This is a genomic window from Citrobacter sp. Cb031, assembly GCF_030336725.1.
In the GTDB taxonomy this organism is placed as follows: domain Bacteria; phylum Pseudomonadota; class Gammaproteobacteria; order Enterobacterales; family Enterobacteriaceae; genus Citrobacter; species Citrobacter braakii.
Window position 1 is genome coordinate 561,922 of the sequence record NZ_JAOWDA010000034.1, and the last position, 22,156, is coordinate 584,077.

22 protein-coding genes are annotated in these 22,156 nt (G+C 51.6%); 13 read left to right on the plus strand and 9 right to left on the minus strand.

Annotation, left to right across the window (positions count from 1 at the left end; all coding sequences use genetic code 11):
- Positions 1-206 precede the first annotated feature (206 nt).
- Positions 207-380 carry a YnfU family zinc-binding protein gene (locus OGV93_RS23875; protein ID WP_213083734.1) on the plus strand — a complete coding sequence of 58 codons (174 nt, stop codon included), beginning with the start codon at positions 207-209 and terminating at the stop codon, positions 378-380.
- 166 nt (positions 381-546) lie between these two features.
- On the opposite strand, the gene dcp is transcribed toward OGV93_RS23875, so the two are convergent.
- Entirely contained in the window at positions 547-2,592 is a 2,046-nt protein-coding gene (dcp, locus tag OGV93_RS19130) for a peptidyl-dipeptidase Dcp (RefSeq protein ID WP_279262368.1), read from the minus strand.
- A 137-nt stretch (positions 2,593-2,729) separates the two neighbouring features.
- Here dcp and ydfG point away from each other — a divergent pair, with 137 nt between their 5' ends.
- The 3 genes from ydfG (at position 2,730) to ydfZ (ending at position 4,641) form a co-directional block, all read left to right on the plus strand.
- Entirely contained in the window at positions 2,730-3,476 is a 747-nt protein-coding gene (gene ydfG, locus OGV93_RS19135; protein ID WP_016153061.1) for a bifunctional NADP-dependent 3-hydroxy acid dehydrogenase/3-hydroxypropionate dehydrogenase YdfG, read from the plus strand.
- An 86-nt stretch (positions 3,477-3,562) separates the two neighbouring features.
- Positions 3,563-4,249, plus strand: a complete 687-nt coding sequence (locus OGV93_RS19140) for a GntR family transcriptional regulator (RefSeq protein ID WP_016153060.1) — start codon at positions 3,563-3,565, stop codon at positions 4,247-4,249.
- Positions 4,250-4,437: 188 nt separating this feature from the next.
- Positions 4,438-4,641 (plus strand): putative selenium delivery protein YdfZ, encoded by a 204-nt coding sequence (gene ydfZ, locus OGV93_RS19145; protein WP_003032393.1) that lies wholly within the window; start codon positions 4,438-4,440, stop codon positions 4,639-4,641.
- 74 nt (positions 4,642-4,715) lie between these two features.
- On the opposite strand, the gene OGV93_RS19150 is transcribed toward ydfZ, so the two are convergent.
- From OGV93_RS19150 to OGV93_RS19165, 4 genes are all read right to left on the minus strand, one after another.
- The gene (locus OGV93_RS19150) at positions 4,716-6,182 is read right to left on the minus strand and encodes a mannitol dehydrogenase family protein (protein ID WP_075848232.1); all 1,467 of its coding nucleotides are present in this window, start codon (positions 6,180-6,182) and stop codon (positions 4,716-4,718) included.
- Between the two features lie 159 nt (positions 6,183-6,341).
- Complete coding sequence (locus OGV93_RS19155) at positions 6,342-7,676, minus strand: MFS transporter (protein WP_049041486.1); 1,335 nt, start codon at positions 7,674-7,676, stop codon at positions 6,342-6,344.
- 60 nt (positions 7,677-7,736) lie between these two features.
- Entirely contained in the window at positions 7,737-8,951 is a 1,215-nt protein-coding gene (gene rspA, locus OGV93_RS19160) for a starvation-sensing protein RspA (protein ID WP_016153056.1), read from the minus strand.
- A 107-nt stretch (positions 8,952-9,058) separates the two neighbouring features.
- Complete coding sequence (locus OGV93_RS19165) at positions 9,059-9,385, minus strand: YnfA family protein (protein WP_016153055.1); 327 nt, start codon at positions 9,383-9,385, stop codon at positions 9,059-9,061.
- Between the two features lie 153 nt (positions 9,386-9,538).
- Here OGV93_RS19165 and OGV93_RS19170 point away from each other — a divergent pair, with 153 nt between their 5' ends.
- Both OGV93_RS19170 and speG read left to right on the plus strand, forming a co-directional pair.
- The gene (locus OGV93_RS19170) at positions 9,539-9,880 is read left to right on the plus strand and encodes a DUF1283 family protein (protein WP_016153054.1); all 342 of its coding nucleotides are present in this window, start codon (positions 9,539-9,541) and stop codon (positions 9,878-9,880) included.
- A 35-nt stretch (positions 9,881-9,915) separates the two neighbouring features.
- The gene (gene speG, locus OGV93_RS19175) at positions 9,916-10,476 is read left to right on the plus strand and encodes a spermidine N1-acetyltransferase (protein ID WP_287109993.1); all 561 of its coding nucleotides are present in this window, start codon (positions 9,916-9,918) and stop codon (positions 10,474-10,476) included.
- A 7-nt stretch (positions 10,477-10,483) separates the two neighbouring features.
- Here speG and OGV93_RS19180 read toward each other — a convergent pair whose 3' ends face one another.
- Positions 10,484-11,194, minus strand: coding sequence for a YnfC family lipoprotein (locus OGV93_RS19180; protein WP_080981761.1), 711 nt, complete (start codon positions 11,192-11,194; stop codon positions 10,484-10,486).
- Positions 11,195-11,296: 102 nt separating this feature from the next.
- On the opposite strand from OGV93_RS19180, the gene OGV93_RS19185 reads away from it, so the two are divergent.
- The 6 genes from OGV93_RS19185 (at position 11,297) to clcB (ending at position 17,742) form a co-directional block, all read left to right on the plus strand.
- On the plus strand, positions 11,297-11,605 hold the full coding sequence (locus tag OGV93_RS19185) for a DUF1161 domain-containing protein (protein ID WP_103766286.1): 309 nt from the start codon (positions 11,297-11,299) through the stop codon (positions 11,603-11,605).
- Between the two features lie 148 nt (positions 11,606-11,753).
- A complete protein-coding gene (gene ynfE, locus OGV93_RS19190) occupies positions 11,754-14,192 on the plus strand; it encodes a selenate/tellurate reductase subunit YnfE (RefSeq protein ID WP_287109995.1) in 2,439 nt (812 codons plus the stop codon).
- 10 nt (positions 14,193-14,202) lie between these two features.
- Entirely contained in the window at positions 14,203-14,820 is a 618-nt protein-coding gene (locus tag OGV93_RS19195) for a DMSO/selenate family reductase complex B subunit (RefSeq protein ID WP_286480898.1), read from the plus strand.
- A gap of 1 nt (position 14,821) precedes the next feature.
- Entirely contained in the window at positions 14,822-15,676 is an 855-nt protein-coding gene (locus OGV93_RS19200; RefSeq protein ID WP_287109997.1) for a dimethyl sulfoxide reductase anchor subunit family protein, read from the plus strand.
- A 42-nt stretch (positions 15,677-15,718) separates the two neighbouring features.
- A complete protein-coding gene (gene dmsD / locus OGV93_RS19205; RefSeq protein ID WP_016153048.1) occupies positions 15,719-16,333 on the plus strand; it encodes a Tat proofreading chaperone DmsD in 615 nt (204 codons plus the stop codon).
- Between the two features lie 119 nt (positions 16,334-16,452).
- Positions 16,453-17,742: a voltage-gated ClC-type chloride channel ClcB gene (clcB, locus tag OGV93_RS19210; RefSeq protein ID WP_047500476.1), complete on the plus strand. Its 1,290-nt coding sequence runs from the start codon at positions 16,453-16,455 to the stop codon at positions 17,740-17,742.
- Here the strand turns inward: clcB and bioD are convergent.
- The 3 genes from bioD to ynfL all read right to left on the minus strand — a co-directional run bounded on the left by bioD (position 17,698) and on the right by ynfL (position 20,766).
- Positions 17,698-18,393, minus strand: a complete 696-nt coding sequence (bioD, locus tag OGV93_RS19215; protein ID WP_016153046.1) for a dethiobiotin synthase — start codon at positions 18,391-18,393, stop codon at positions 17,698-17,700. The two genes, clcB and bioD, sit on opposite strands and share 45 nt — an antisense overlap.
- A 125-nt stretch (positions 18,394-18,518) precedes the next feature.
- A complete protein-coding gene (mlc, locus tag OGV93_RS19220) occupies positions 18,519-19,739 on the minus strand; it encodes a sugar metabolism global transcriptional regulator Mlc (RefSeq protein WP_016153045.1) in 1,221 nt (406 codons plus the stop codon).
- Positions 19,740-19,857: 118 nt separating this feature from the next.
- Entirely contained in the window at positions 19,858-20,766 is a 909-nt protein-coding gene (ynfL, locus tag OGV93_RS19225; RefSeq protein WP_016153044.1) for a multidrug efflux transcriptional activator YnfL/SxtR(Kp), read from the minus strand.
- A gap of 107 nt (positions 20,767-20,873) precedes the next feature.
- Here ynfL and ynfM point away from each other — a divergent pair, with 107 nt between their 5' ends.
- Positions 20,874-22,127, plus strand: a complete 1,254-nt coding sequence (ynfM, locus tag OGV93_RS19230; protein WP_287110000.1) for a multidrug efflux MFS transporter YnfM/SxtP(Kp) — start codon at positions 20,874-20,876, stop codon at positions 22,125-22,127.
- The last annotated feature ends 29 nt before the right edge of the window (positions 22,128-22,156 follow it).

Here is a 22,156-nt window from a genome sequence, read left to right on the forward strand (position 1 = left end):
TGCGAAGATAACGGATAGTTGGCTAATCTATCATCGACAACCCCAATGAACGTTAAACGAAACGTAACTACCTTCTATAAGACATGTTGGCCGCTAATGAGATTCTTGCAAACCGTACAGTAATCCATGTCATCGCAATGGTTATAAAATGAGCTATTTATTGCTTCATAGTGTATGGTAAGCACCCCATCACAAGGACAATCAATATGTCGATACTCAAAGATATTAAGATGCGTACTTTACGACCAGTGAAAAGTACCTGTCCTCACTGCTGCCGCCAGTCAATGCACAGCCTGTCGAGAATAAAAAACAACATAACGTTAGTCTGCCCCAACTGCGGCAATACCTACCTTCCTTCCCAAAGCAAACCAGTCAAGTAACGTAAGAACAGGAAAACAATGCCGACCTTTCACCAGCAGCACTCCCTACCCGAGCGTCTCTATGAGATGCAAGGCATCAATACCCAACAACGATTCATTTTGCTGAAGAAAAAATCCAGCTAACAACCGGGCACCACGCCCGGTTCAATTTTCTGGCTGACCTGTCTTAAGCGCTCAAGCCACGATGTTCCAGCATGGGTTCCATGCGCGGTTCACGCCCGCTCCACTGGCGATAAAGTTCAGTTAAATCAGTGCTGTTTCCGCGGGACAAAATTGCTTCGCGGAATTTCTGTCCGTTTTCACGGGTTAATCCGCCCTGCTCTACGAACCACTGATAGCCGTCATCGGCCAGCATTTGCGTCCACAGATAGGCATAATAACCTGCGGCATAACCGCCACCGAAGATATGGGCAAAATAACTGCTGCGATAACGCGGCGGCACGGCCTTGAGATCCAAACCTTCCGCCGCCAGCGCCTGCTGTTCAAATTGATCGACCGGATGAGATGACTCGCTCAACTCCAGAGAGTGCCAGCGCATATCCAGCAATGCCGCGCTGAGCAGTTCGGTCATGTCGTAACCTTTGTTAAACAGACTGGCCCGCTGCATTTTATCCCGCAATGCCTGCGGCATTTGCTCCGCGGTATCAACATGTCGGGCAAAACGGGCAAAGACCTGAGGATGGCTCGCCCAGTGTTCGTTGATCTGTGAAGGAAACTCGACAAAATCACGCGGAGTGTTGGTTCCAGAAAGCGTGGCATAACGCTGAGTGGCGAACAGACCGTGCAATGTATGTCCAAATTCATGAAATAGCGTAATAACATCATCCCACAGCAGCAATGCAGGCTGATCCTGCGCAGGTTTTTGATAATTACAGACGTTGTAAATAACCGGTCTGGTTTCGTTAAGCAGCGATTGCTCAACAAAATTGCCCATCCAGGCTCCGCCGCTTTTTGATTCCCGGGCAAAGAAATCACCGTAAAATAGCGCCAACCCTACGCCATCATGATCGAATATTTCCCATACCCGAACATCCGGGTGATAAACCGGAATGTCGAATCGCTCAACGAATTTGATGCCAAAGAGTTGATTGGCCGTCCAGAAAACGCCCTCGTTCAGCACCGAATCCAGGGCAAAGTAAGGTTTGAGCTGTGCCTCATCAAGGTCATATTTCTCACGACGAACCTGCTCGGCATAAAACGACCAGTCCCAGGCCTCGGCGCTAAACGACTCGTGTTCTTGAAAGATAACGTTCTGGATTTCAGCCTGCTCATCCAACGCCCGCGCCCGCGCGGCTGGAACAATAGATCGCATAAATGTCAGTGCCGCTTCCGGCGTTTTTGCCATCTGGTCGGCAATTTTCCAGGCTGCGTAATTGGCAAAACCAAGCAGTTGCGCCTGCTGCATCCGGATTGCTACCAGTCGCTGAATAATTGCTCGCGTGTCGTTGCCATCATCATTTTCAGCCCGCGTCCATGCGCGGGTGAACAGTTTTTCGCGGGTCTGACGATCGCGTAAAACCGCAAGCGCCGGTTGCTGTGTTGTGTTTAATATCGGGATAACCCAACGCGCTTCAAGCCCTTTCGCCCTTGCAGCTTCGGCGGCAACGGCAATTTCTTCTGTGCTCAGCCCCTCCAGATGCCGGATATCATCCACCACCATAGCACCTGACGTGTTTGCTGCCAGCAACCGTTGATTGAACTGGCTGGTCAGCGTGGCTGACTCCGTATTGAGCGCTTTAAGTTTGGCTTTATCGGTCTCGTTCAGACGGGCGCCGGCCAGTACAAAACGCTGATACACAACCTCCAGCAGACGTATTGATTCGCTATCCAGACTTAACGTACCACGCCGTTGCCAGACAGCTTCGACACGGGCGAAAAGCGCGCCATTGAGATAAATATCATTGGCAAGGTTCGCCAGCTCTGCGGAAAACTCTTCGTCAAGGCGCTGTAGTTCATCGTTGGTGTGCGCCGCCGTCATCGCGAAGAAAACGCTGGTCACACGCGTGAGCAGCCCCCCGCTTTGTTCAAGCGCCAACAACGTATTAGCAAAATCAGGAACCTGTGAGTTTTGCACAATAGCGTCGATCTCGGCGCGTTTTTGCCGCACGCCTTCATCAAACGCTGGACGATAATGCTGCACGTCGATTTGATCAAACTGCGGTGCCTGATACGGCAATGTGCTGTGATGTAAAAATGGATTCGTTAACGACATCTTTCACTCCTGAAAACGATTTGTTTACCAGAGTAGACTTCCCGGTAATCGACCGCAATCGCGTTAAGCAGGAATAGCTCTGAACGGAAATGACGTGCTATGGTAGTACTACATAAAAAGCGTTGAGGAACAGTGAGATGATCGTTTTAGTAACCGGAGCAACCGCAGGTTTTGGTGAGTGCATTACGCGTCGTTTTATTGAGAATGGGCATAAAGTTATTGCCACCGGACGCCGCCAGGAGCGCCTGCAGGAACTCAAAGATGAGCTGGGTGACCGCCTCTATACCGCGCAACTGGACGTACGTAATCGTGCATCAATTGAAGAGATGCTGAACGCCTTACCCGCTGAATGGCGCGATATTGATGTTCTGGTCAACAATGCGGGTCTGGCGCTGGGCCTTGAGCCAGCCCACAAGGCCAGCGTTGAAGACTGGGAAAATATGATCGACACCAACAACAAAGGCCTGGTTTATATGACCCGTGCCGTTCTGCCAGGCATGGTTGAGCGCAACCGCGGTCATATTATCAATATCGGTTCTACCGCGGGAAGTTGGCCATACGCTGGTGGGAACGTCTACGGTGCGACCAAAGCGTTTGTTCGCCAGTTTAGCCTGAATTTACGTACTGACTTACACGGCACTGCGATTCGCGTTACCGACATTGAACCGGGTCTGGTTGGCGGTACGGAATTCTCTAACGTACGTTTCAAAGGCGATGATGCTAAAGCTGAAAAAGCCTACGAAAATACCACTGCGCTGACCCCGCAAGATGTTACAGAAGCGGTATGGTGGGTGGCGTCCTTACCCGCTCATGTCAACATTAACACCCTTGAAATGATGCCTGTCACACAGTCTTTTGCCGGACTGAGTATTCATCGGAGCTAATTTCTCTGCCCGGCCTTGCGCCGGGTATAGATAGCCTGAAATAAGTGATAAGATCTCCGGGTTAACTCTCTAAAAAGTAAGAATGAATGACCGTAGAAACGCAGCTAAACCCTACACAACCGGTAAATCAACAGATTTACCGTATTCTTCGTCGTGATATCGTGCACTGTCTGATTGCACCCGGTACGCCGCTGTCGGAAAAAGAGGTTTCCGTACGCTTTAATGTGTCACGCCAGCCGGTACGAGAAGCATTCATCAAACTGGCAGAGAACGGTCTGATTCAGATCCGCCCGCAGCGTGGCAGCTACGTAAACAAAATTTCGCTGTCGCAGGTGCAGAACGGCTGTTTTGTTCGCCAGGCAATTGAATGTGCAGTGGTCCGCCGCGCCGCATCACTGATCACCGATAAACAGTGCTATCAGCTCGAACAAAATCTGCATCAGCAGCGCATCGCGATTGATCGAAAACAAATCAATGATTTCTTCCAGCTAGATGACGAATTTCATCAGAAACTGGCTTTAATCGCTGAGTGCCAGCTCGCCTGGGACACCGTTGAGAATATTAAGGCCACGATTGACCGCGTTCGCTATATGAGCCTGGATCATATCTCTCCGCCTGAAATGCTGCTGCGTCAGCATCACGATATTTTTACCGCACTTGAGAAACATGATGGCGATGCCGTTGAGCGCGCAATGATGCTGCATCTCCAGGAAATTGGTGAGTCCGTTCAGCTAATCCGTCAGGAAAATAGCGACTGGTTCAGCGAAGATTAATATTACGCTCACCTCACACCGAGGTGAGTTTCTCCTGCCTTCCCCTCTCCCGCACATCTGCACAAAAAAAGCTGTGATTTTGATCGAAAACAAAAAAAATCATTAACGAGAAGCGTATTTATATTGCGCCCGTTACGTGGGACTAGAGCCCACGGGCTTTGACGGTAAGTTGGAAAGGAGAAAACACCATGAAAACATACGATCGTAATCGTAACGCAATCACCACTGGCAGCCGCGTCATGATTAGCGACACCGGACTTACAGGCCGCATTACAGCGATAGATACCGATGGCCTGACCGCTGAGCAAATTCGCCGCGGGAAAACAGTGGAAATCGAAGGGTGTGAAGGTAAATATGCCCCCCTCGAACTGATTCGTTTGGGCATGAACTAATTGGTGTGAATGCCAGAAAACAATGCGCCATCTGGCCTGTTTATAGCCAGATGGCGACTTAAATGATGTTCTCGTTACTTCAGTTTTGCAGCATACTTCGCAACGGTTGCTTTCGCCCCTTCAGCCAGTAAAGCAAGGTAGGCTTGTGTGACCTGATTCTTGAACAATTCTACCTGCGGCAGTTCACGACCAAAAATAGCATCGATCGCCAGCAGCGCCTGGACACGATCTTCGCCCTCGTTACTGCTATGCACCGCTTTCTGGATCACCGGTAACAGCGGATCGCTGATTTCAATCGCCTGGCCCTGATCATCCACACCGCCGACGTAACGCATCCAGCCAGCCACGCCCAGCGCCAGCAGTTCAAAGTGGCTACCGTGCACAATGTGCCAGCGAACGGAGTCCAGCATACGCTGCGGCAGTTTTTGACTGCCGTCCATCGCGATCTGCCAGGTGCGATGACGCAGTGCCGGGTTGCTGTAGCGCTCAATTAACAGATCGGCATAGTGCGGAAGATCCACACCTTTCACTTTTAACGTGGGCGCTTGTTCCTGCAACATCAGCGCGCGCGCGGCGAGGCGATAATTTTCATCGCCCATGCAATCGTTAATGTGCTGATATCCCGCCAGATACCCCAGATAAGCAAGGAAAGAGTGGCTGCCGTTGAGCATACGCAGTTTCATCTCTTCAAACGGAATGACATCAGCAACCAGCTCCGCTCCCGCCTTCTCCCATTCAGGGCGGCCAGCGACAAAGTTATCTTCAATAACCCACTGACGGAACGGTTCACATGCCACGCCTGCCGGATCGCGTACGCCGGTAATGTGTTCAATTTTGTCCAGCGTATCCTGGGTAACTGCAGGGACAATGCGGTCAACCATTGTCGACGGGAATGTGACATGTTGTTCGATCCACGCAGCCAGTTCCGCATCCACCGCCCGGGCATACGCGGTGACAACATTGCGTATCACATGACCGTTTTCCGGCATGTTGTCGCAGGACATCACGGTAAAGGCGGCTAAACCCGCAGCTTTGCGGCGTGCAAGCGCCTCAACCACAACGCCTGGCGCAGTTTTTGGCTGTTTTGGGTTTTGTAGATCGGCGGCAATCATTGGGTTGTCTAACATCAATTGACCGGTCGCCGGAGAATGGCAATACCCTTTCTCGGTAATGGTCAGGGAAACAATCGCAACCTGCGGTTCACTCATCGCAGCCAGTACGCTTTCCAGACCATCAACCTGCGCATGCAGCGCATTTTTCACCACGCCCACGACTCTTGCAGTCCAAGCATCCGCAGACATTTCTGCAACGGTATACAGGTTATCTTGCTGTTTCAGATCGGCAATCTGCTGCTCGCCGCCAATCAGGTTCACTTCGCAATAGCCCCAGTCACTGCCGTGATCCGCAGCGAGAATGTCAGCGTAAACCCCCTGATGTGCGCGGTGAAATGCGCCAAACCCCAGATGAACAATACGCGGAACCAGTTTTGTACGATCGTAGTCGGGAACTGCAGCCTTTGCCGTTAAGAGCTTGTTTTGCATGGTATGACCTACTTATCAATGAAATCAGGATTGATTCAGAGTAACGCCTGTATGGTTGTATGTTTTGATTTGCATTAAGCTTTTAATGATTGGTATGACATCACTTAAAGCTGTGTACCATAAAAGGTAAATTTGGCGGCATATTGCCGCCAAAGGATATTAATGTTTCTGCCACTGCTGGTATTCACGTTTAAGCCTTTGCGGTGCAGTTTCCGGCATCATCAGCAAACCAATAACTGAGATGACGCCAAGTACAATCACATAGGTTGCGAGTCCATAATAATGTCCACCAGTTACTTGCAGAATTTTTACTGCTACTAAACCAAGAATCCCACTACCAATTAGCGATCCCAACTGCCAAATTAATGCTATTCCGCTACAACGAATATGAGTCGGGAAAAGCTCTGGGAAATAAGATGCCTGAGGTGCATAACACATACTATGCCCAACGCTCAGTACCAGGATCATTACTATTTGCGTAAGCCAAAAGCTATCCTGATTGATTGCAAGGAAGAAAGGAATAATCATAACAACCTGGAGCAATGCGCCGATAATATAAACTGGTTTACGCCCAATTTTGTCGCATAGCGAGCCCATCATCGGTATTGCAATTATTTCTATAATCACCGCAACAATCATTGTCTCCATCAAGATATTTGCATCGAGATTGTTTGCCTTACCGTATGCAAGGACAATCACTGTAAACATTGCAAATGTGCAGGCCTCAATCAGCTTCGCACATACTCCCTTAACGACAATTCCCGGAAAATCACGGATAACTTCAACTAATGGACGTGATTCTTCTGCTTTTGTCTCCCTAATCTGAGCAAAGACTGGTGATTCATCAATTTTTAAGCGGATAAATAACCCAACAATAACCAGCAACAGACTTAACAGGAACGGTATACGCCACCCGTAATCCATCATTGCCTCTGGAGAAAGTGTGGCATTTAACAACGCAAAGAGTGCTAACGGCAGAAGAAAACCAACTGGGGCACCGATTTGAACCCAACTCGAAAAAAATCCACGATGTTTGGGCTCAGAATATTCAGCAGTCATCAATACTGCACCGGCTTGTTCTCCTCCAACACCAAAGCCCTGTAATACACGAATAAATATAAGTAAAGCTGGAGCCCATACACCTATTTTTTCATATGTAGGTAACAACCCAATACAGAATGTCCCTAAGCCAACGATTAATATAGTAATAACCAGTGCTTTTTTGCGCCCGACCTTATCGCCAATATGCCCAAAGACAATTCCTCCTAATGGTCTAGCCAGGAAACCAACGGCATAGGTTGCAAAAGCAGCCAGCGTACTAATTAACGGATCGTCACTTGGGAAAAATAAATGACCAAAAAAGAGTACAGCTGCTGTCCCATATGCAAAGAAGTCATAGTATTCGGCAGCAGTACCAATTGCGGAGGCTGAAGCCACTCTGCGAATAATGGGTTTATTATCTACGTTATTTTTAATATCGACTGAACTAACCATAAGTTTTACCTTCTGTAGGGTATTGAGTTAATCAACATCTTTCGTACGTAAAATTTATATTTACCAGTTCCACAACGTGCCATCTTCCAGACGAGCAACAGGCAGATATGCAGGGTCATACGGATATTTCGCCGCCAGCTTTTCATCAAACTCGATCCCAAGACCTGGTTTGTCTCCTGGATGCATATAGCCGTTATCAAAGGTCCAGTTGTGCGGGAACACTTCCAACATTTGCTCGGAATACCCCATATATTCCTGTACGCCGAAGTTCGGCACCCACAGATCAAAGTGCAACGCAGCGGCCATGCATACTGGAGACAGATCGGAAGGTCCATGCGAACCGGTACGTACCTGATACAGCGACGCGAAATCGGCAATTCGACGCATGCCAGTGATACCGCCCGCATGGGTGATGGTGGTGCGGATATAGTCGATCAATTGCTCTTCGATAAGCTGTTTGCAGTCCCAGATGCTGTTGAAAACTTCCCCTACCGCAATCGGCGTGACCGTATGCTGGCGGATCAGGCGGAAGCATTCCTGGTTTTCAGCCGGGGTTGGGTCTTCCATCCAGAACAGACGATATTGTTCAATGCTTTTGCCGAAACGGGCCGCTTCAATTGGCGTCAGACGGTGGTGCATATCGTGCAGAAGATGTTCGTTGAAACCAAACTTGTCGCGCACGGCTTCAAACAGTGTTGGCGTGAAATCGAGGTACTTCTCCGTTGACCATAACTGCTCTTCTGGCCACTGCCCTTTGGTGGCGGGTTCGTAGGCCAGTCCTTTGCCTTTAGACATACCGTAAGTGGTTTTCATACCCGGCACGCCGCACTGCACGCGAATTGCTTTAAAGCCCATCTCTTTATGGCGCGCATAATCTTCGAGTACGTCATCAACGGTATGGCCTGTGGTGTGACAGTAAACCATAACGCCTTCACGAGATGCACCGCCGAGCAACTGGTACAACGGCATATTCGCCGCTTTCGCTTTGATGTCCCACAATGCCATATCCACCGCGGAAATCGCCGACATGGTGACTGGACCACGACGCCAGTACGCGCCTTTGTAGAAAAACTGCCAGATGTCCTCAATTCGGTGCGCATCGCGACCAATCAGTTGCGGACAAACATGATCTTTCAGATAGGACGCTACGGATAACTCGCGTCCGTTTAAAGTGGCATCTCCCAGCCCAGTGATCCCATCGTCTGTGGTAATTTTCAACGTGACAAAATTACGCCCCGGACAGGTGACAAACACTTCAGCCCCAACAATCTTCATTTCTTATTCCTTGCATTTGTTCTTGTGATGCAGGAAATTTACCCAACTGAGCTACTACCATACAAGTATGAAGATCAAAAAAACGCTGATTGATCACAAAAAAGGCGCTATGCGCGCCCCCACCCAGCCACAATAATCAGCATGCCGCACAATGCCACCAGCGCGCCTGACCAGTCGTACAGGCTAAGTTTTACGCCGTCAACAATGCGTAGCCATAGCAACGCTGTCACCACGTAAACTCCACCATAGGCCGCGTACACACGCCCGCTTGCTGCCGGATGCAGCGTCAGTAACCAGACGAATAAGGCCAGTGACATCCCGGCGGGTATCAGCAGCCAGGCCGTAGCCCCTCGCTTAAGCCAGAGCCAGGGTAAAAAGCAGCCAATGATTTCGCATAACGCGGTGATGAAAAAAAGGAATGTGGTCTTAAGCATTGATGTTATTCAGTTACCTTCGGTTTAACCATGATACGACAGAATGTCGTTAGCGTATCCATCACCGCAGAGTGGGTATGCCCGCAAGCCAGAATAGTGTAGAATTTAGCCCTGTTTTATTGTTTTTTCCCTTTCCCATAAAAGGAATTCACCATGAATATTACACTGACCAAACGCCTGTGCCTGACGGCTATGCTGACGCTGGCTGCGGCTGTGTACACCTCTTCCGCATTTGCTGAAACCAGTAAACTGATCATTGAATCCGGGGACAGTGCGCAAAGTCGTCAACAGGCAGCAATGGAAAAGGAACAATGGAACGATACGCGTCAGCTACGCCAGAAGGTCAACAAGCGTGCAGAGAAAGAGTGGGACAAAACCGACGCTGCTTTCGATAGCCGTGATAAGTGCGAACAGAGCGCTAATATTAATGCGTACTGGGAGCCCAACACCCTGCGCTGCCTCGACCGCCGCACTGGCCGCACCGTTGCCCCATAATGATTGCACTTTGAAAGATATTGAAAGGATACGATATGACTAGCGCCCTCAGTGTTAAGTTGCGCCCGCTGGAGCGTGAAGATTTACGATTTGTCCATCAGCTTGATAACAACGCCAGCGTAATGCGTTACTGGTTTGAAGAACCTTACGAAGCATTTGTTGAGCTGTCAGATCTGTATGACAAGCATATCCACGACCAAAGCGAACGTCGCTTTGTTGTGGAATGCGACGGTGAAAAAGCCGGACTGGTGGAGCTGGTTGAAATTAACCATGTGCACCGCCGGGCAGAATTCCAGATCATTATTTCGCCGGAGTATCAGGGCAATGGCTTGGCTTCCCGGGCTGCTAAGCTGGCGATGGATTACGGCTTTACCGTACTTAACTTATATAAGCTGTATCTGATCGTTGATAAAGAGAACGAAAAAGCCATCCACATCTACCGTAAACTCGGCTTTATGGTCGAAGGCGAACTGATTCATGAATTCTTTATCAACGGTCAATACCGCAACACTATCCGCATGTGTATCTTCCAGCAGCAGTATCTGGCAGAACATAAAACGTCAGGTCCCAACCTGCTGCAACCTACCGCTCAATAAAGACTGACTAATAATAATCGATGGTGTTTTCAATCGAGTAATGGTGTTCAACTGCCGGCTTCACGCTCTCGTCAACGATAACAAGCTGGCAGTTGACCGGATTAGCATAGTCATCATACTTGCACGTTTGTTTTACATTACCTAACGGATGGTTATTGAGCAGGCTTACCGCGGTGTAATCCAGCTTCTTCAACGGGTCAACCGACGGTTTGGCATCAACCTGCAAGGTATTGTCCTTATTGACGGTGGTTTTACCCAGCGGGTAACCTTCCGCATCATAGCGATATTGCACCTTCATCTCTTTTCCCGTGGCGGAAACGACAAAACCGTTATCGTCGGTATCCCATACCACGCCCGCCGCAGGCAGTTCTGCTAACTGACATTTACCCTGTAAGCGGATCCGTTTTTCCAAGGTTTTGGCGTCCCGGTAATAGTTAGCATCCAGGACCAACGCCATGCCGGTATTGCTTTCAATATCATGCAATTCAAGCGTATCGAAGCACCCTTCCTGTGAGAGCGTACCGACAACGCGCTTGGTGACTACACCTTTGTCATTAAGCAGCGTCTGGCTGAAATCTTTTACTGGCCCGCGCAGCGGATCGAAATCAAATTCATTGGAAAAACTGGCCATTTCCGGCGTAAAGGAATCCAGGCCTTTGGCGTTATCACACCCGACCAGCACGACGCACAGGAAACCTAATAAGATCTTTTTCTTCACATTTTTCACCGGGATAAGAAGATAATTCTCAATCATATTAGCAAATACAGTTATTTACACCAGAAATGCTAATCTTAGTCCAGGTCGATCATAAAGGAGCTGATGATGAAATACATAACAGGAATTGCCGCGCTCTTACTGGCCGTCGCGTCCCCGCAGGTTTTGGCGGCACCGGCGTCATGTGAACGCGTGAAAAGTGATATCGAACAGCGCATCATTAATAATGGCGTTGCTGAATCCAGCTTTACGCTGAACATTGTCCCCAACGATCAGGCCGATCAGCCTGATTCACTGGTCGTGGGACATTGTGCAAACGATACGCACAAAATTCTCTATACCCGAACCAACAGTGGCAATGCCCCAGCCAATAGCACCCCTGCCCAGGACGGGCACGCCGCCGAACCGCAATAAATCACGCCCTCCGTGCGCGGAGGGTCACTCCAGTTTGATATGCATTAAGATGACTTACCCATAAGTGGGTAAACTCAAACCATTATTAGCATGCTATTAATTTCGTTATAGAAATTAATATATAGCGATAACTATAATGGGGTGAGTAATGTCAAAAACTGAGCAATATGGAGGCATTAGCCGCAGGACGTTAGTGAAATCCTCGGCAATCGGTTCGCTGGCGCTTGCCGCGGGTGGGCTGTCGTTACCTTTCGGAATGCGCACTGCCGCCGCAGCGGTACAGCAGGCGATACAACCCGTTGAAGAAAAAGTGGTTTGGGGCGCTTGTTCCGTAAACTGCGGCAGCCGTTGTGCCCTGCAACTCCACGTCAAAGATAATGAAGTCGTATGGGTGGAGTCCGATACGACCGGGAACGATATTTATGGTCAACACCAGGTTCGCGCCTGTTTGCGTGGCCGCTCAATCCGTCGACGGATCAATCATCCGGATCGCCTGAATTACCCCATGAAGCGCGTGGGCAAACGTGGTGAAGGTAAATTTGAGCGTATAACCTGGCAGGAAGCACTGGACACCATCAGTGCCAGTTTGAAAAATACCGTGCACAAATACGGTAACGAGGCCGTGTATATCAACTACACCTCTGGCATTGTAGGCGGCAACATTACTCGCTCCTCCCCTTATGCCTCGCTGGTCGCTCGCCTGATGAACTGCTATGGCGGATTCCTGAGTCATTACGGCACCTACAGTACCGCACAAATCGCGGCGGCAATGCCTTATACCTACGGTTCAAACGAAGGCAACAGCACCTCCGATATCGAAAACACGAAGCTGGTGGTGATGTTCGGCAATAATCCCGCCGAAACGCGTATGAGCGGAGGTGGAATAACTTACTTCCTGGAACAGGCCAGGGAGCGCTCTAATGCCCGGATGATCGTCATCGACCCGCGTTATACCGATACCGCAGCGGGTCGTGAAGATGAATGGATCCCTATTCGTCCAGGCACCGATGCTGCATTAGTAGCCGGAATCGCCTGGGTCCTGATTCACGAAGATCTCGTTGACCAGACGTTTCTGGATACATACTGCATTGGTTACGACGAGAAAACCCTGCCCGCCGACGCACCCGCTAATGGGCACTACAAAGCCTATATTTTGGGCAACGGTGATGACGGTATCGCTAAAACTCCCCAGTGGGCCTCACATGTTACCGGGATCCCAGCCGAGCGCATTATCAAACTGGCTCGGGAAATCGGCAGTACAAAACCCGCATATATTTGTCAGGGCTGGGGCCCGCAACGCCAGGCTAACGGCGAGCTGACCTCACGCGCAATCGCGATGCTGCCGATCCTGACCGGCAACGTTGGCATCAACGGCGGCAATAGCGGTGCACGAGAATCAACCTACACCATCACGATTGAGCGTATGCCGCTGCCAGAGAATCCCATTAAGACCCAGATATCCTGCTTTAGCTGGACCGACGCAATCGTCCGGGGCCCGGAAATGACCGCTACCCGCGATGGCGTACGTGGGAAAGATAAGCTCGACGTGCCGATTAAATTTATCTGGAACTACGCGGGCAACACCATCACCAATCAGCACTCAGATATCAATAAAACGCATGAGATCCTTCAGGACGACACGAAATGCGAAATGATTGTGGTCATCGAAAACTTCATGACCTCTTCGGCCAAATATGCCGATATTCTGTTGCCTGATTTAATGACCGTCGAACAGGAAGACATCATTCCTAACGATTATGCAGGCAACATGGGTTACCTCATTTTTATTCAACCCGCGACGTCGCCTAAGTTCGAGCGCAAACCGATCTACTGGATAATGAGTGAAGTCGCAAAGCGTCTTGGCGATGATGTCTATCAACGGTTTACTGAAGGCCGTACCCAGGAGCAGTGGCTTCAGTATCTGTATGCAAAAATGCTGGCTAAAGACCCCGCGCTCCCGACTTATGACGAGCTGAAAAAAATGGGGATCTATAAACGCAAAGATCCTAATGGGCACTTTGTCGCCTATAGAAAATTCCGCGAGGATCCACAGGCCAACCCGCTCAAAACGCCGTCTGGCAAGATTGAAATTTACTCCAGCCGACTGGCGAAAATTGCCAGTACATGGGTACTGCAAAAGGACGAGGTAATCAGTCCGCTTCCCGTTTATGCATCCACGTTTGAAGGGTGGGATGACCCGAAACGCAGTTCATACCCGCTGCAGATGTTTGGTTTCCACTACAAATCCCGCACCCACTCCAGCTACGGCAATATCGATGTTCTCCAGGCGTCCTGTCGTCAGGAAGTATGGATAAATCCCGTCGATGCCCAAAAACGGGGGATTGCAAATGGCGATATGGTGCGAGTCTTTAACGATCGAGGTGAACTGCGTATCCCGGCAAAAGTCACGCCACGAATTTTGCCCGGAGTAAGCGCAATGGGCCAGGGTGCATGGCACGATGCCGATATGGCTGGCGATAAGATTGACCACGGCGCCTGCGTCAATACGCTGACAACTCAGCGCCCGTCTCCGCTGGCAAAAGGCAACCCACAGCATACTAACCTGGTCGAGATCGAGAAGGCATAAGGACTAACCCATGACAACTCAGTATGGATTTTTTATTGATTCCAGCCGTTGCACGGGGTGTAAAACCTGCGAGCTGGCCTGCAAAGATTACAAGGATCTCAATCCCGACGTCAGTTTCCGGCGTATTTACGAATACGCTGGAGGCGACTGGCTGGAAGATAACGGCGTCTGGCAACAGAATGTCTTCGCCTACTACCTCTCCATTGCCTGTAATCACTGCGAAGATCCGGCCTGCACCAAGGTTTGCCCCAGCGGCGCTATGCATAAGCGTGAAGATGGTTTTGTGGTGGTGGATGAAGACATATGCATAGGCTGTCGCTACTGCCACATGGCCTGCCCGTACGGCGCACCGCAGTACAATGCCGCCAAAGGTCATATGACCAAGTGCGATGGCTGTCATGACCGCGTGGCCGACGGCAAAAAGCCCATCTGCGTCGAATCCTGTCCGCTGCGCGCGCTGGACTTTGGTCCAATTGATGAGCTGCGCAAAAAGCACGGTGAACTGGCGGCGGTCGCTCCGCTGCCAGGTGCGCACTTCACCAAACCGAGTATTGTGATCAAACCCAACGCCAATAGCCGCCCGACCGGGGATACCACGGGTTATCTGGCGAATCCGCAGGAGGTGTAACATGGGCAATGGATGGCATGAATGGCCGCTGGTCCTGTTTACGGTGCTGGGCCAGTGCGTGGCCGGAGCGCTGATAGTGAGTGGCTATGGCTGGCTGAACGCTAAAGACGAGGTGGCAAAACAACGTATCGTGCGCAGCATGTTTTTTCTGTGGCTGGTAATGGGCATCGCCTTTCTCGTCTCGGTAATGCACCTGGGTTCGCCACTGCGCGCCTTTAACTCGCTGAACAGAGTTGGCGCATCTGCGCTGAGTAACGAAATCGCCAGTGGTTCACTGTTTTTCGCCGTCGGTGGCCTGTGGTGGCTGGTGGCGTTTCTCGGTAAAATGCCCGCAGCGTTAGGTAAAATCTGGCTGCTGGTGGGCATGCTGCTGGGTCTGGTATTTGTGCTGGCGATGACCAGCGTCTACCAGATAGACACTGTCCCGACCTGGTATAACGGCTACACTACGGTGGCATTTTTTATGACGATGTTGCTGAGCGGACCGCTGTTTGCCGCCCTGCTACTGCGCGCTGCGGGTGTTTCCTCTGGCACCGCCAGATTCGCCTACGTGAGCGTTTTGGCCCTACTGGTGATCGTGGCGGTTATTGTTCTGCAGGGGCTGTCTCTCGGCGGGATCCACAGTTCGGTACAATCCGCCAGCGCGCTGGTTCCCGACTACGGAAGCTTGCAGGTCTGGCGCATCATTCTGCTGGCCGCCGGTCTGGGCTGCTGGATATGCCCGCTTATCCGTCGTAAAGCACCGTCCGTCGGCGGCCTGGCGCTGGGCTTGGTGTTAGTCCTCGCCGGTGAAATCATTGGCCGCGGATTGTTTTACGGTTTACATATGACAGTCGGAATGGCTGTTGCAGGTTAACTTTCGGGTGCGGGGCAACCCGCACTGTTCAGGATTGTTTGCATGACCCATTTTTCGCAAGGTGACAACTTTTCTACCGCGGCGCGTGTACTCGGCGCACTGTTTTACTATGCGCCAGATAGCGCGGAAGCCTCTGCATTAGTCAGCGCGTTAAGAGCCGATGGCTGGCAGGCGCAGTGGCCGCTCGATCAGGCAATGCTTTTCCCGCTGGCAGCACGGCTACAAGCCGAGGTCGATGAGCCTCTCCCGCAGGCCTGGCAACGCCTGTTTGTCGGTCCATATGCACTACCCTCTCCGCCCTGGGGATCCGTCTGGCTGGATCGTGAAAACGTGTTGTTTGGCGACTCTACGCTGGCACTCCGTCAGTGGATGCGGGACAACGGCATCCAGTTTGCCATGCAGCAAAATGAGCCAGAAGATCACTTTGGTTCACTGCTGTTGCTGACGGCCTGGCTTGCTGAAAATGAACGCCACACCGAGTGCGAACAGCTGCTGGCCTGGCATCTGTTCCCGTGGTCATCCCGCTTCCTTGATGTGTTTATCGAAAAAGCTGATCACCCGTTTTACCAGGCGCTGGGGGAGCTGGCCCGTCTGACGCTGGCGCAATGGCAGTCGCAGTTACTGATCCCGATAGCCGATAAGCCACTTTTTCGTTAGTTTCACCACAGGCAGGATGTGTCCTGCCTGTGTAGCATTCCGTTGCGCACGCTGAGCTTTTGCTTCTGTTGCCAAATAGCCGCAAAATAAAGCGTCTGAAATTTCCTGTCTGGCCACTCATGCATCATTTACATGCTTATCCTGACCTGCGCGCCATGTTCCGACGCCTGCTGATTGCTGCGCTGATTGGTATCCTTGCTGCGTTGGCCGTCGCAGGATTTCGCCACGCCATGCTCCTTCTTGAATGGTTGTTCCTGAGCAATGACACAGGGAGTCTGGTCAACGCGGCAACAAACCTTTCCCCTGTAAGACGCATGCTGACACCTGCGTTAGGAGGGCTGGCGGCGGGTTTGCTGCTTTGGGGATGGCAAACGTTCAACCGGTTACGCCCGCAGGCTCCCACTGATTACATGGAAGCCTTGCAAACTAACGGACAATTTGACGTCAGTGCAAGCCTGGTGAAATCGCTGGCCTCGTTACTGGTCGTCTCCAGCGGGAGTGCTATCGGGCGCGAAGGTGCCATGATTTTACTGGCAGCGCTGGCAGCCTCCAGCTTTGCTCAACGCTTCACCCCGCGCACGGAATGGAAGTTATGGATTGCCTGCGGAGCCGCTGCGGGTATGGCCGGAGCGTATCATGCCCCACTGGCGGGCAGTCTATTTATTGCTGAAGTGTTGTTTGGCACCTTGATCCTCGCGTCACTGGGACCGGTGGTGGTATCCGCCGTCGTCGCCTTGCTCACCACCAATATGCTGAGCGACAGCAATGCGCTGCTGTATGCCGTGCACTTCACACGGGAACTGCATGCGCTGGAATACGTCATGATCATCAGCACCGGTCTGGCTGCCGGCGTTTGCGGACCGCTATTCATGTGGTTGATGACCGCCAGCCATAATGGGTTTTTGCGCTTAAAACTCTCGCCCCCGTGGCAACTGGCGCTTGGCGGGCTGATCGTTGGCCTGCTGTCATTGCTCACGCCTGCGGTCTGGGGTAACGGCTACAGCGTGGTGCAGTCATATTTACTCTCCCCACCGCTGCTGGCCGTGGTAAGCGGGATCTTCATCTGCAAATTACTGGCGGTGCTTGCCAGCAGTGGTTCCGGTGCGCCTGGCGGCGTGTTTACGCCAACGCTGTTTGTCGGTCTTTCGGTGGGTATGCTGCTGGGACGAGTGTGGGGATTATGGCTTCCGGGTCCGGATGAGATTGCCATTCTGCTGGGATTAACGGGGATGGCCACGCTGCTGGCAGCGACCACGCATGCGCCAATAATGTCGACACTGATGGTTTGTGAAATGACCGGGGAGTATCGTCTGCTCCCCGGATTGCTGATTGCCTGTGTGGTGGCGTCTGTGCTGTCGCGAACGTTACGCCAGGACTCTATCTACCGACAACACGCTGCCGAGCATTGACAGACGGATGTACTGAGACAGCTCGCGCTGCTCTGCGCGAGGCAGATAAGGCAGTTCACCGATCAGCGGTGCGGGTAATTTTTTGCCCAGCACATCAATGATTTCCGCATAATGCGCCAGCCCCGGGTTGATTCGGTTCGCGACCCAGCCAATCAAAGGCAGTCCGTCGCTGGCAATCGCCTGTGCGGTGAGGATGGCATGATTAATACAGCCTTCCTGGATACCCACCACCATCAGCACCGGCAGTTGTTCCTGCACCACCCATTCAGATAACGGACGCAGATCGTTCATCAGGCTCCGCCAGCCTCCGGTGCCTTCAACGACAACGTGATCCACTTTTTCGCTGAGGCTTGCGAGGCCGTTGGATAACAGGGTGTAATTGACCGGACCACTATGCGCTACGCTGCTTTCATCCTCACTCAACGCTATCGGGTTGACCGCCTCGTAGGGCAATTCGATAGTGGACACGCTTTGCAGCACCAGCGCATCTTTGTTGCGCAGACCTTCAGGTGTCTCTTTGCTTCCTTTGGCCACGGGTTTGTAGCCCGCAACGCTTTTACCCCCTGACGCTAACGCTTGTAGTAATGCGCGGGAAACCACGGTCTTCCCAACAGAAGTGTCTGTACCTGTAATAAAGAAACGCTTCAGCATCACTAACTCCACCGTTATGCTTTGAAAATATAAGTCAGGAAAATAATACAGTGGAGAAAGTCTAAGGTATGACGACGAGAATCGGCTTGAGATAGCGCAATTTTTCGTACAACAGTTAAAAAATGTTAACCCTGTAATAGACGAATCAACAAAGAACCGTTATACATCGCGTCCTTCACGAGCGCCGCCCCTGCCATCGTCCCTTGATTGGTGAACTGCGTACTTTCGACGACAATATGCTGACTGTAGGCCGGGAGCGCTTGCTGACGAATGCTGTCAGCAATAGTGGGAAACAAAATATCCGCCGCTTTACTGAGCGGCGAACCAATCAATATCTTTTGCGGGTTGAACAAATTCACCATGATGGCAAGAATCCGTCCGACATGGGTCCCAACGCCGCTAATGATATCTTTCGCCAATAAATCCCCCTGCATCGCCGCCAGACACAGCGCGTCTACCGTTAACGGTTGCCCGTGTAGAGAAGAACTCATTGATTGCTTCAAGCGTACCTGTGCCAGTTCGAGAACGCTGTCGACGCTGGCGATCGTTTCCAGGCAACCATGGTTGCCGCAATAGCAGCGTTTGCCGTAGGGGTCCACCTGGGTATGACCAATTTCCACCAGGCTACTGCTGCCGGCATGCAGTAGATGACCGTCGGTGATTACTCCGGCCCCCACGTTATGATCGATAACCACCTGAATGACGTCGCGCGCGCCGCGCGATGCGCCAAAAAGCGCCTCGGCCATAGTCCAGGCGCTGATATCATGCTGAATATAGACCGGCACGCCGGTATGATTTTCAAGCGCTTCACCCAGCGGCATCTCTTTGACATCGTCGTAGAATGGCATGCGATGAACGATACCGTTTTCAGTATCAATAATGCCGGGTAAGGTAATGGCGATGGAGGTTAAGCGCTCCAGCTTTTGCTGGTGGCGGATGAAAAACTGATCGACCTGGGTAATAACGCGTTCCAGCAATGGTGTTTCACTGACCAGCGCCATTTCAAGACAATCTTCAACCACCAGTTTGCTGCTCAGATCGCGCAGCGCCAGAAAGATCTCGCCGCGACTGATACGAATGGATAAATAGTGCCAGGCTTCCGTTTCCACAACCAGCCCAACGGCCGGACGTCCTCGGCTGCCCGCTTCCTTGATTTCCAACTCTTGCACCAGGTGCGCTTCGAGCATTTCGCGGACAATTTTAGTAATACTGGCAGGCGCCAATTGTGCCAGGCGAGAGAGATCAATACGCGATACCGGACCCAGCTGATCAATCAGGCGATAAACCGCGCCCGCATTGGTCTGCTTAATTTGATCGATATGCCCAGGCTGACTATCAGCAACCACCACTTACTCCCTTTATTTTCGCGCTCCGAAATAATCTGCGGGCTATGGTGAAGCACTTCAATGGCTTCCGTCAACTTTTTACTTAGCCTTGTGATTTACTGCACATTTTCGCCCATTTTTAAACTAAATTAATCGCCTGAACGGCCGCCAGCAGTTGCTCGCGAAAGCGTTGCGCGGCGTGACTTTGCTCATGATGTTTTGGCCACACTAGCCACATTTCCGAAACGGCATCTTCTTCCGCTATCGGGATCCAACACATTTCATACAATTGCACCCGTTTAAAGGAAGCGGGAAGAATGGAAACGCCTAATCCTGCGGCCACCAGCCCGATGATAGTCATCGCCTCACCAACCTCCTGAGTGATAGTCGGCTTCAGTCCATAGCGACGCATGAGGCCAAGAATATCGTCATACAACCCCGTCCCCACATGCGGATCAAAAAAGACAAATGGCTCATTGGCCAACTCCGCCAATGTGACCACGGGCTTTTGCGCCAATGGATGCGCGCGCGGGATCATTGCCATCAGCGGCTCATGCAGAATGATTTCACGCTCCAGCGTTTCCGGAAGCTGCGTGTTGCGCAGAAGTCCCAAATCCAGCGTTCCTTCATTGAGCGGAGCAATTTGCTCGCGCGTGTTCATTTCACGGGTTTGCATATGTACAGCGGGGTAGCTCTGGCGAAAGAGGGATAACGTATCTGAAACCGCTTTGATAAACGGTGCCGATGACGTAAAGCCGATACGCAATTCCCCCGCTTCTCCCAGATGCAGACGCTCAGCCCTGGCAGCGGCTTCATTAACCAGCCCCAGGATCTGCCGACTGTCTGCCAGAAACTGCTTTCCGGCAGAGGTCAGCGCCACGCTGCGGTTAGTGCGCGCCAGAAGTCGGGCGCCGACCTGCTGCTCGAGGATCTGGATTTGCTGGCTCAGCGGCGGTTGCGAAATATTCAGCCGTGCCGCCGCCCGGCCAAAATGCAATTCTTCGGCAACCGCTACAAAGTAACGTAAATGACGCAGCTCGATATTCATATTTTTAAGATATCATTTGAGATTATTAATATATTAGACAGAATAATGCGATTTTCATACTCTTAAAGCTAGTCATGTAGAGGTAATTGATTGAGCAAGGATTTCAAGTGAGCCGTACAACCACTGTCGACACCGCGCCGACAAGCGATGTTGATGAACAGAGAGTTACCCCGCCGGATAGTTTTATCAAACGCGGAACACCCCCATTTATGCGCGTCACGCTGGCGCTGTTTTCTGCCGGACTGGCGACATTTGCTCTCCTCTATTGCGTGCAACCCATACTGCCAGTGCTCTCGCACGAGTTTGGGGTCTCTCCCGCCAGCAGCAGTATTTCGCTTTCCATCTCAACGGCGATGCTCGCGATCGGTTTACTGTTTACCGGTCCACTTTCCGATGCGATAGGCCGCAAGCCGGTGATGGTTACCGCCCTGCTGCTCGCGTCCTGCTGTACGTTGCTTTCGACGATGATGACCAGCTGGCACGGTATTTTAATCATGCGTGCGCTGATAGGTCTTTCGCTCAGCGGCGTGGCGGCAGTGGGAATGACCTATCTGAGCGAGGAAATACATCCCAGCTTCGTCGCCTTCTCAATGGGCTTATATATCAGCGGTAACTCGATTGGTGGTATGAGTGGCCGTTTGATAAGCGGCGTGTTTACCGACTTTTTTAACTGGCGTATCGCGCTGGCGGCGATCGGTTGTTTTGCCCTCGCCTCCGCGCTGATGTTCTGGAAAATCTTGCCGGAATCTCGTCATTTCAGACCAACGTCGCTGCGACCGAAAACGCTGTTTATCAACTTTCGTTTGCACTGGCGCGACAGAGGGTTGCCGCTGCTGTTTGCGGAAGGTTTTTTACTGATGGGGTCGTTTGTCACGCTGTTTAATTACATCGGCTACCGTCTGATGCTCTCGCCGTGGGAACTCAGCCAGGCGGTTGTCGGTCTGTTGTCCGTGGCCTATCTGACCGGGACCTGGAGCTCACCGAAAGCGGGGTCGATGACCACCCGCTATGGACGTGGTCCGGTAATGCTCTTTTCAACCGGCGTGATGCTGGTTGGACTGTTGATGACCCTGTTCACATCACTGTGGCTGATCTTCGCCGGGATGCTGCTCTTTTCAGCCGGGTTCTTTGCCGCGCACTCCGTGGCAAGCAGTTGGATTGGACCACGGGCAAAACGCGCTAAAGGCCAGGCATCTTCCCTGTATCTGTTCAGCTATTATCTGGGTTCCAGTATTGCCGGTACGCTGGGTGGCGTATTCTGGCACAGCTACGGCTGGAACGGCGTGGGCGGATTTATCGCCCTGATGCTGGTGCTGGCGTTGCTGGTCGGTGCACGTCTGCACCATCGTCTGCACGTATAGTCCACGATGCCCGGGTTCCGGGCATCGCC

What these genes read in the sequence shown, in the direction of transcription:
- ynfE (WP_287109995.1), top strand. Translation starts at nt 11,754, where the DNA reads ATGTCAAAAACTGAGCAATATGGAGGCATTAGCCGCAGGACGTTAGTG.
- bioD (WP_016153046.1), bottom strand. Translation starts at nt 18,393, where the DNA reads ATGCTGAAGCGTTTCTTTATTACAGGTACAGACACTTCTGTTGGGAAG.
- OGV93_RS19195 (WP_286480898.1), top strand. Translation starts at nt 14,203, where the DNA reads ATGACAACTCAGTATGGATTTTTTATTGATTCCAGCCGTTGCACGGGG.
- dmsD (WP_016153048.1), top strand. Translation starts at nt 15,719, where the DNA reads ATGACCCATTTTTCGCAAGGTGACAACTTTTCTACCGCGGCGCGTGTA.
- rspA (WP_016153056.1), bottom strand. Translation starts at nt 8,951, where the DNA reads ATGAAGATTGTTGGGGCTGAAGTGTTTGTCACCTGTCCGGGGCGTAAT.
- ynfL (WP_016153044.1), bottom strand. Translation starts at nt 20,766, where the DNA reads ATGAATATCGAGCTGCGTCATTTACGTTACTTTGTAGCGGTTGCCGAA.
- OGV93_RS23875 (WP_213083734.1), top strand. Translation starts at nt 207, where the DNA reads ATGTCGATACTCAAAGATATTAAGATGCGTACTTTACGACCAGTGAAA.
- clcB (WP_047500476.1), top strand. Translation starts at nt 16,453, where the DNA reads ATGCATCATTTACATGCTTATCCTGACCTGCGCGCCATGTTCCGACGC.
- OGV93_RS19150 (WP_075848232.1), bottom strand. Translation starts at nt 6,182, where the DNA reads ATGCAAAACAAGCTCTTAACGGCAAAGGCTGCAGTTCCCGACTACGAT.
- OGV93_RS19170 (WP_016153054.1), top strand. Translation starts at nt 9,539, where the DNA reads ATGAATATTACACTGACCAAACGCCTGTGCCTGACGGCTATGCTGACG.
- OGV93_RS19200 (WP_287109997.1), top strand. Translation starts at nt 14,822, where the DNA reads ATGGGCAATGGATGGCATGAATGGCCGCTGGTCCTGTTTACGGTGCTG.
- speG (WP_287109993.1), top strand. Translation starts at nt 9,916, where the DNA reads ATGACTAGCGCCCTCAGTGTTAAGTTGCGCCCGCTGGAGCGTGAAGAT.
- ydfG (WP_016153061.1), top strand. Translation starts at nt 2,730, where the DNA reads ATGATCGTTTTAGTAACCGGAGCAACCGCAGGTTTTGGTGAGTGCATT.
- ydfZ (WP_003032393.1), top strand. Translation starts at nt 4,438, where the DNA reads ATGAAAACATACGATCGTAATCGTAACGCAATCACCACTGGCAGCCGC.
- OGV93_RS19185 (WP_103766286.1), top strand. Translation starts at nt 11,297, where the DNA reads ATGATGAAATACATAACAGGAATTGCCGCGCTCTTACTGGCCGTCGCG.
- OGV93_RS19140 (WP_016153060.1), top strand. Translation starts at nt 3,563, where the DNA reads ATGACCGTAGAAACGCAGCTAAACCCTACACAACCGGTAAATCAACAG.
- dcp (WP_279262368.1), bottom strand. Translation starts at nt 2,592, where the DNA reads ATGTCGTTAACGAATCCATTTTTACATCACAGCACATTGCCGTATCAG.
- OGV93_RS19155 (WP_049041486.1), bottom strand. Translation starts at nt 7,676, where the DNA reads ATGGTTAGTTCAGTCGATATTAAAAATAACGTAGATAATAAACCCATT.
- OGV93_RS19165 (WP_016153055.1), bottom strand. Translation starts at nt 9,385, where the DNA reads ATGCTTAAGACCACATTCCTTTTTTTCATCACCGCGTTATGCGAAATC.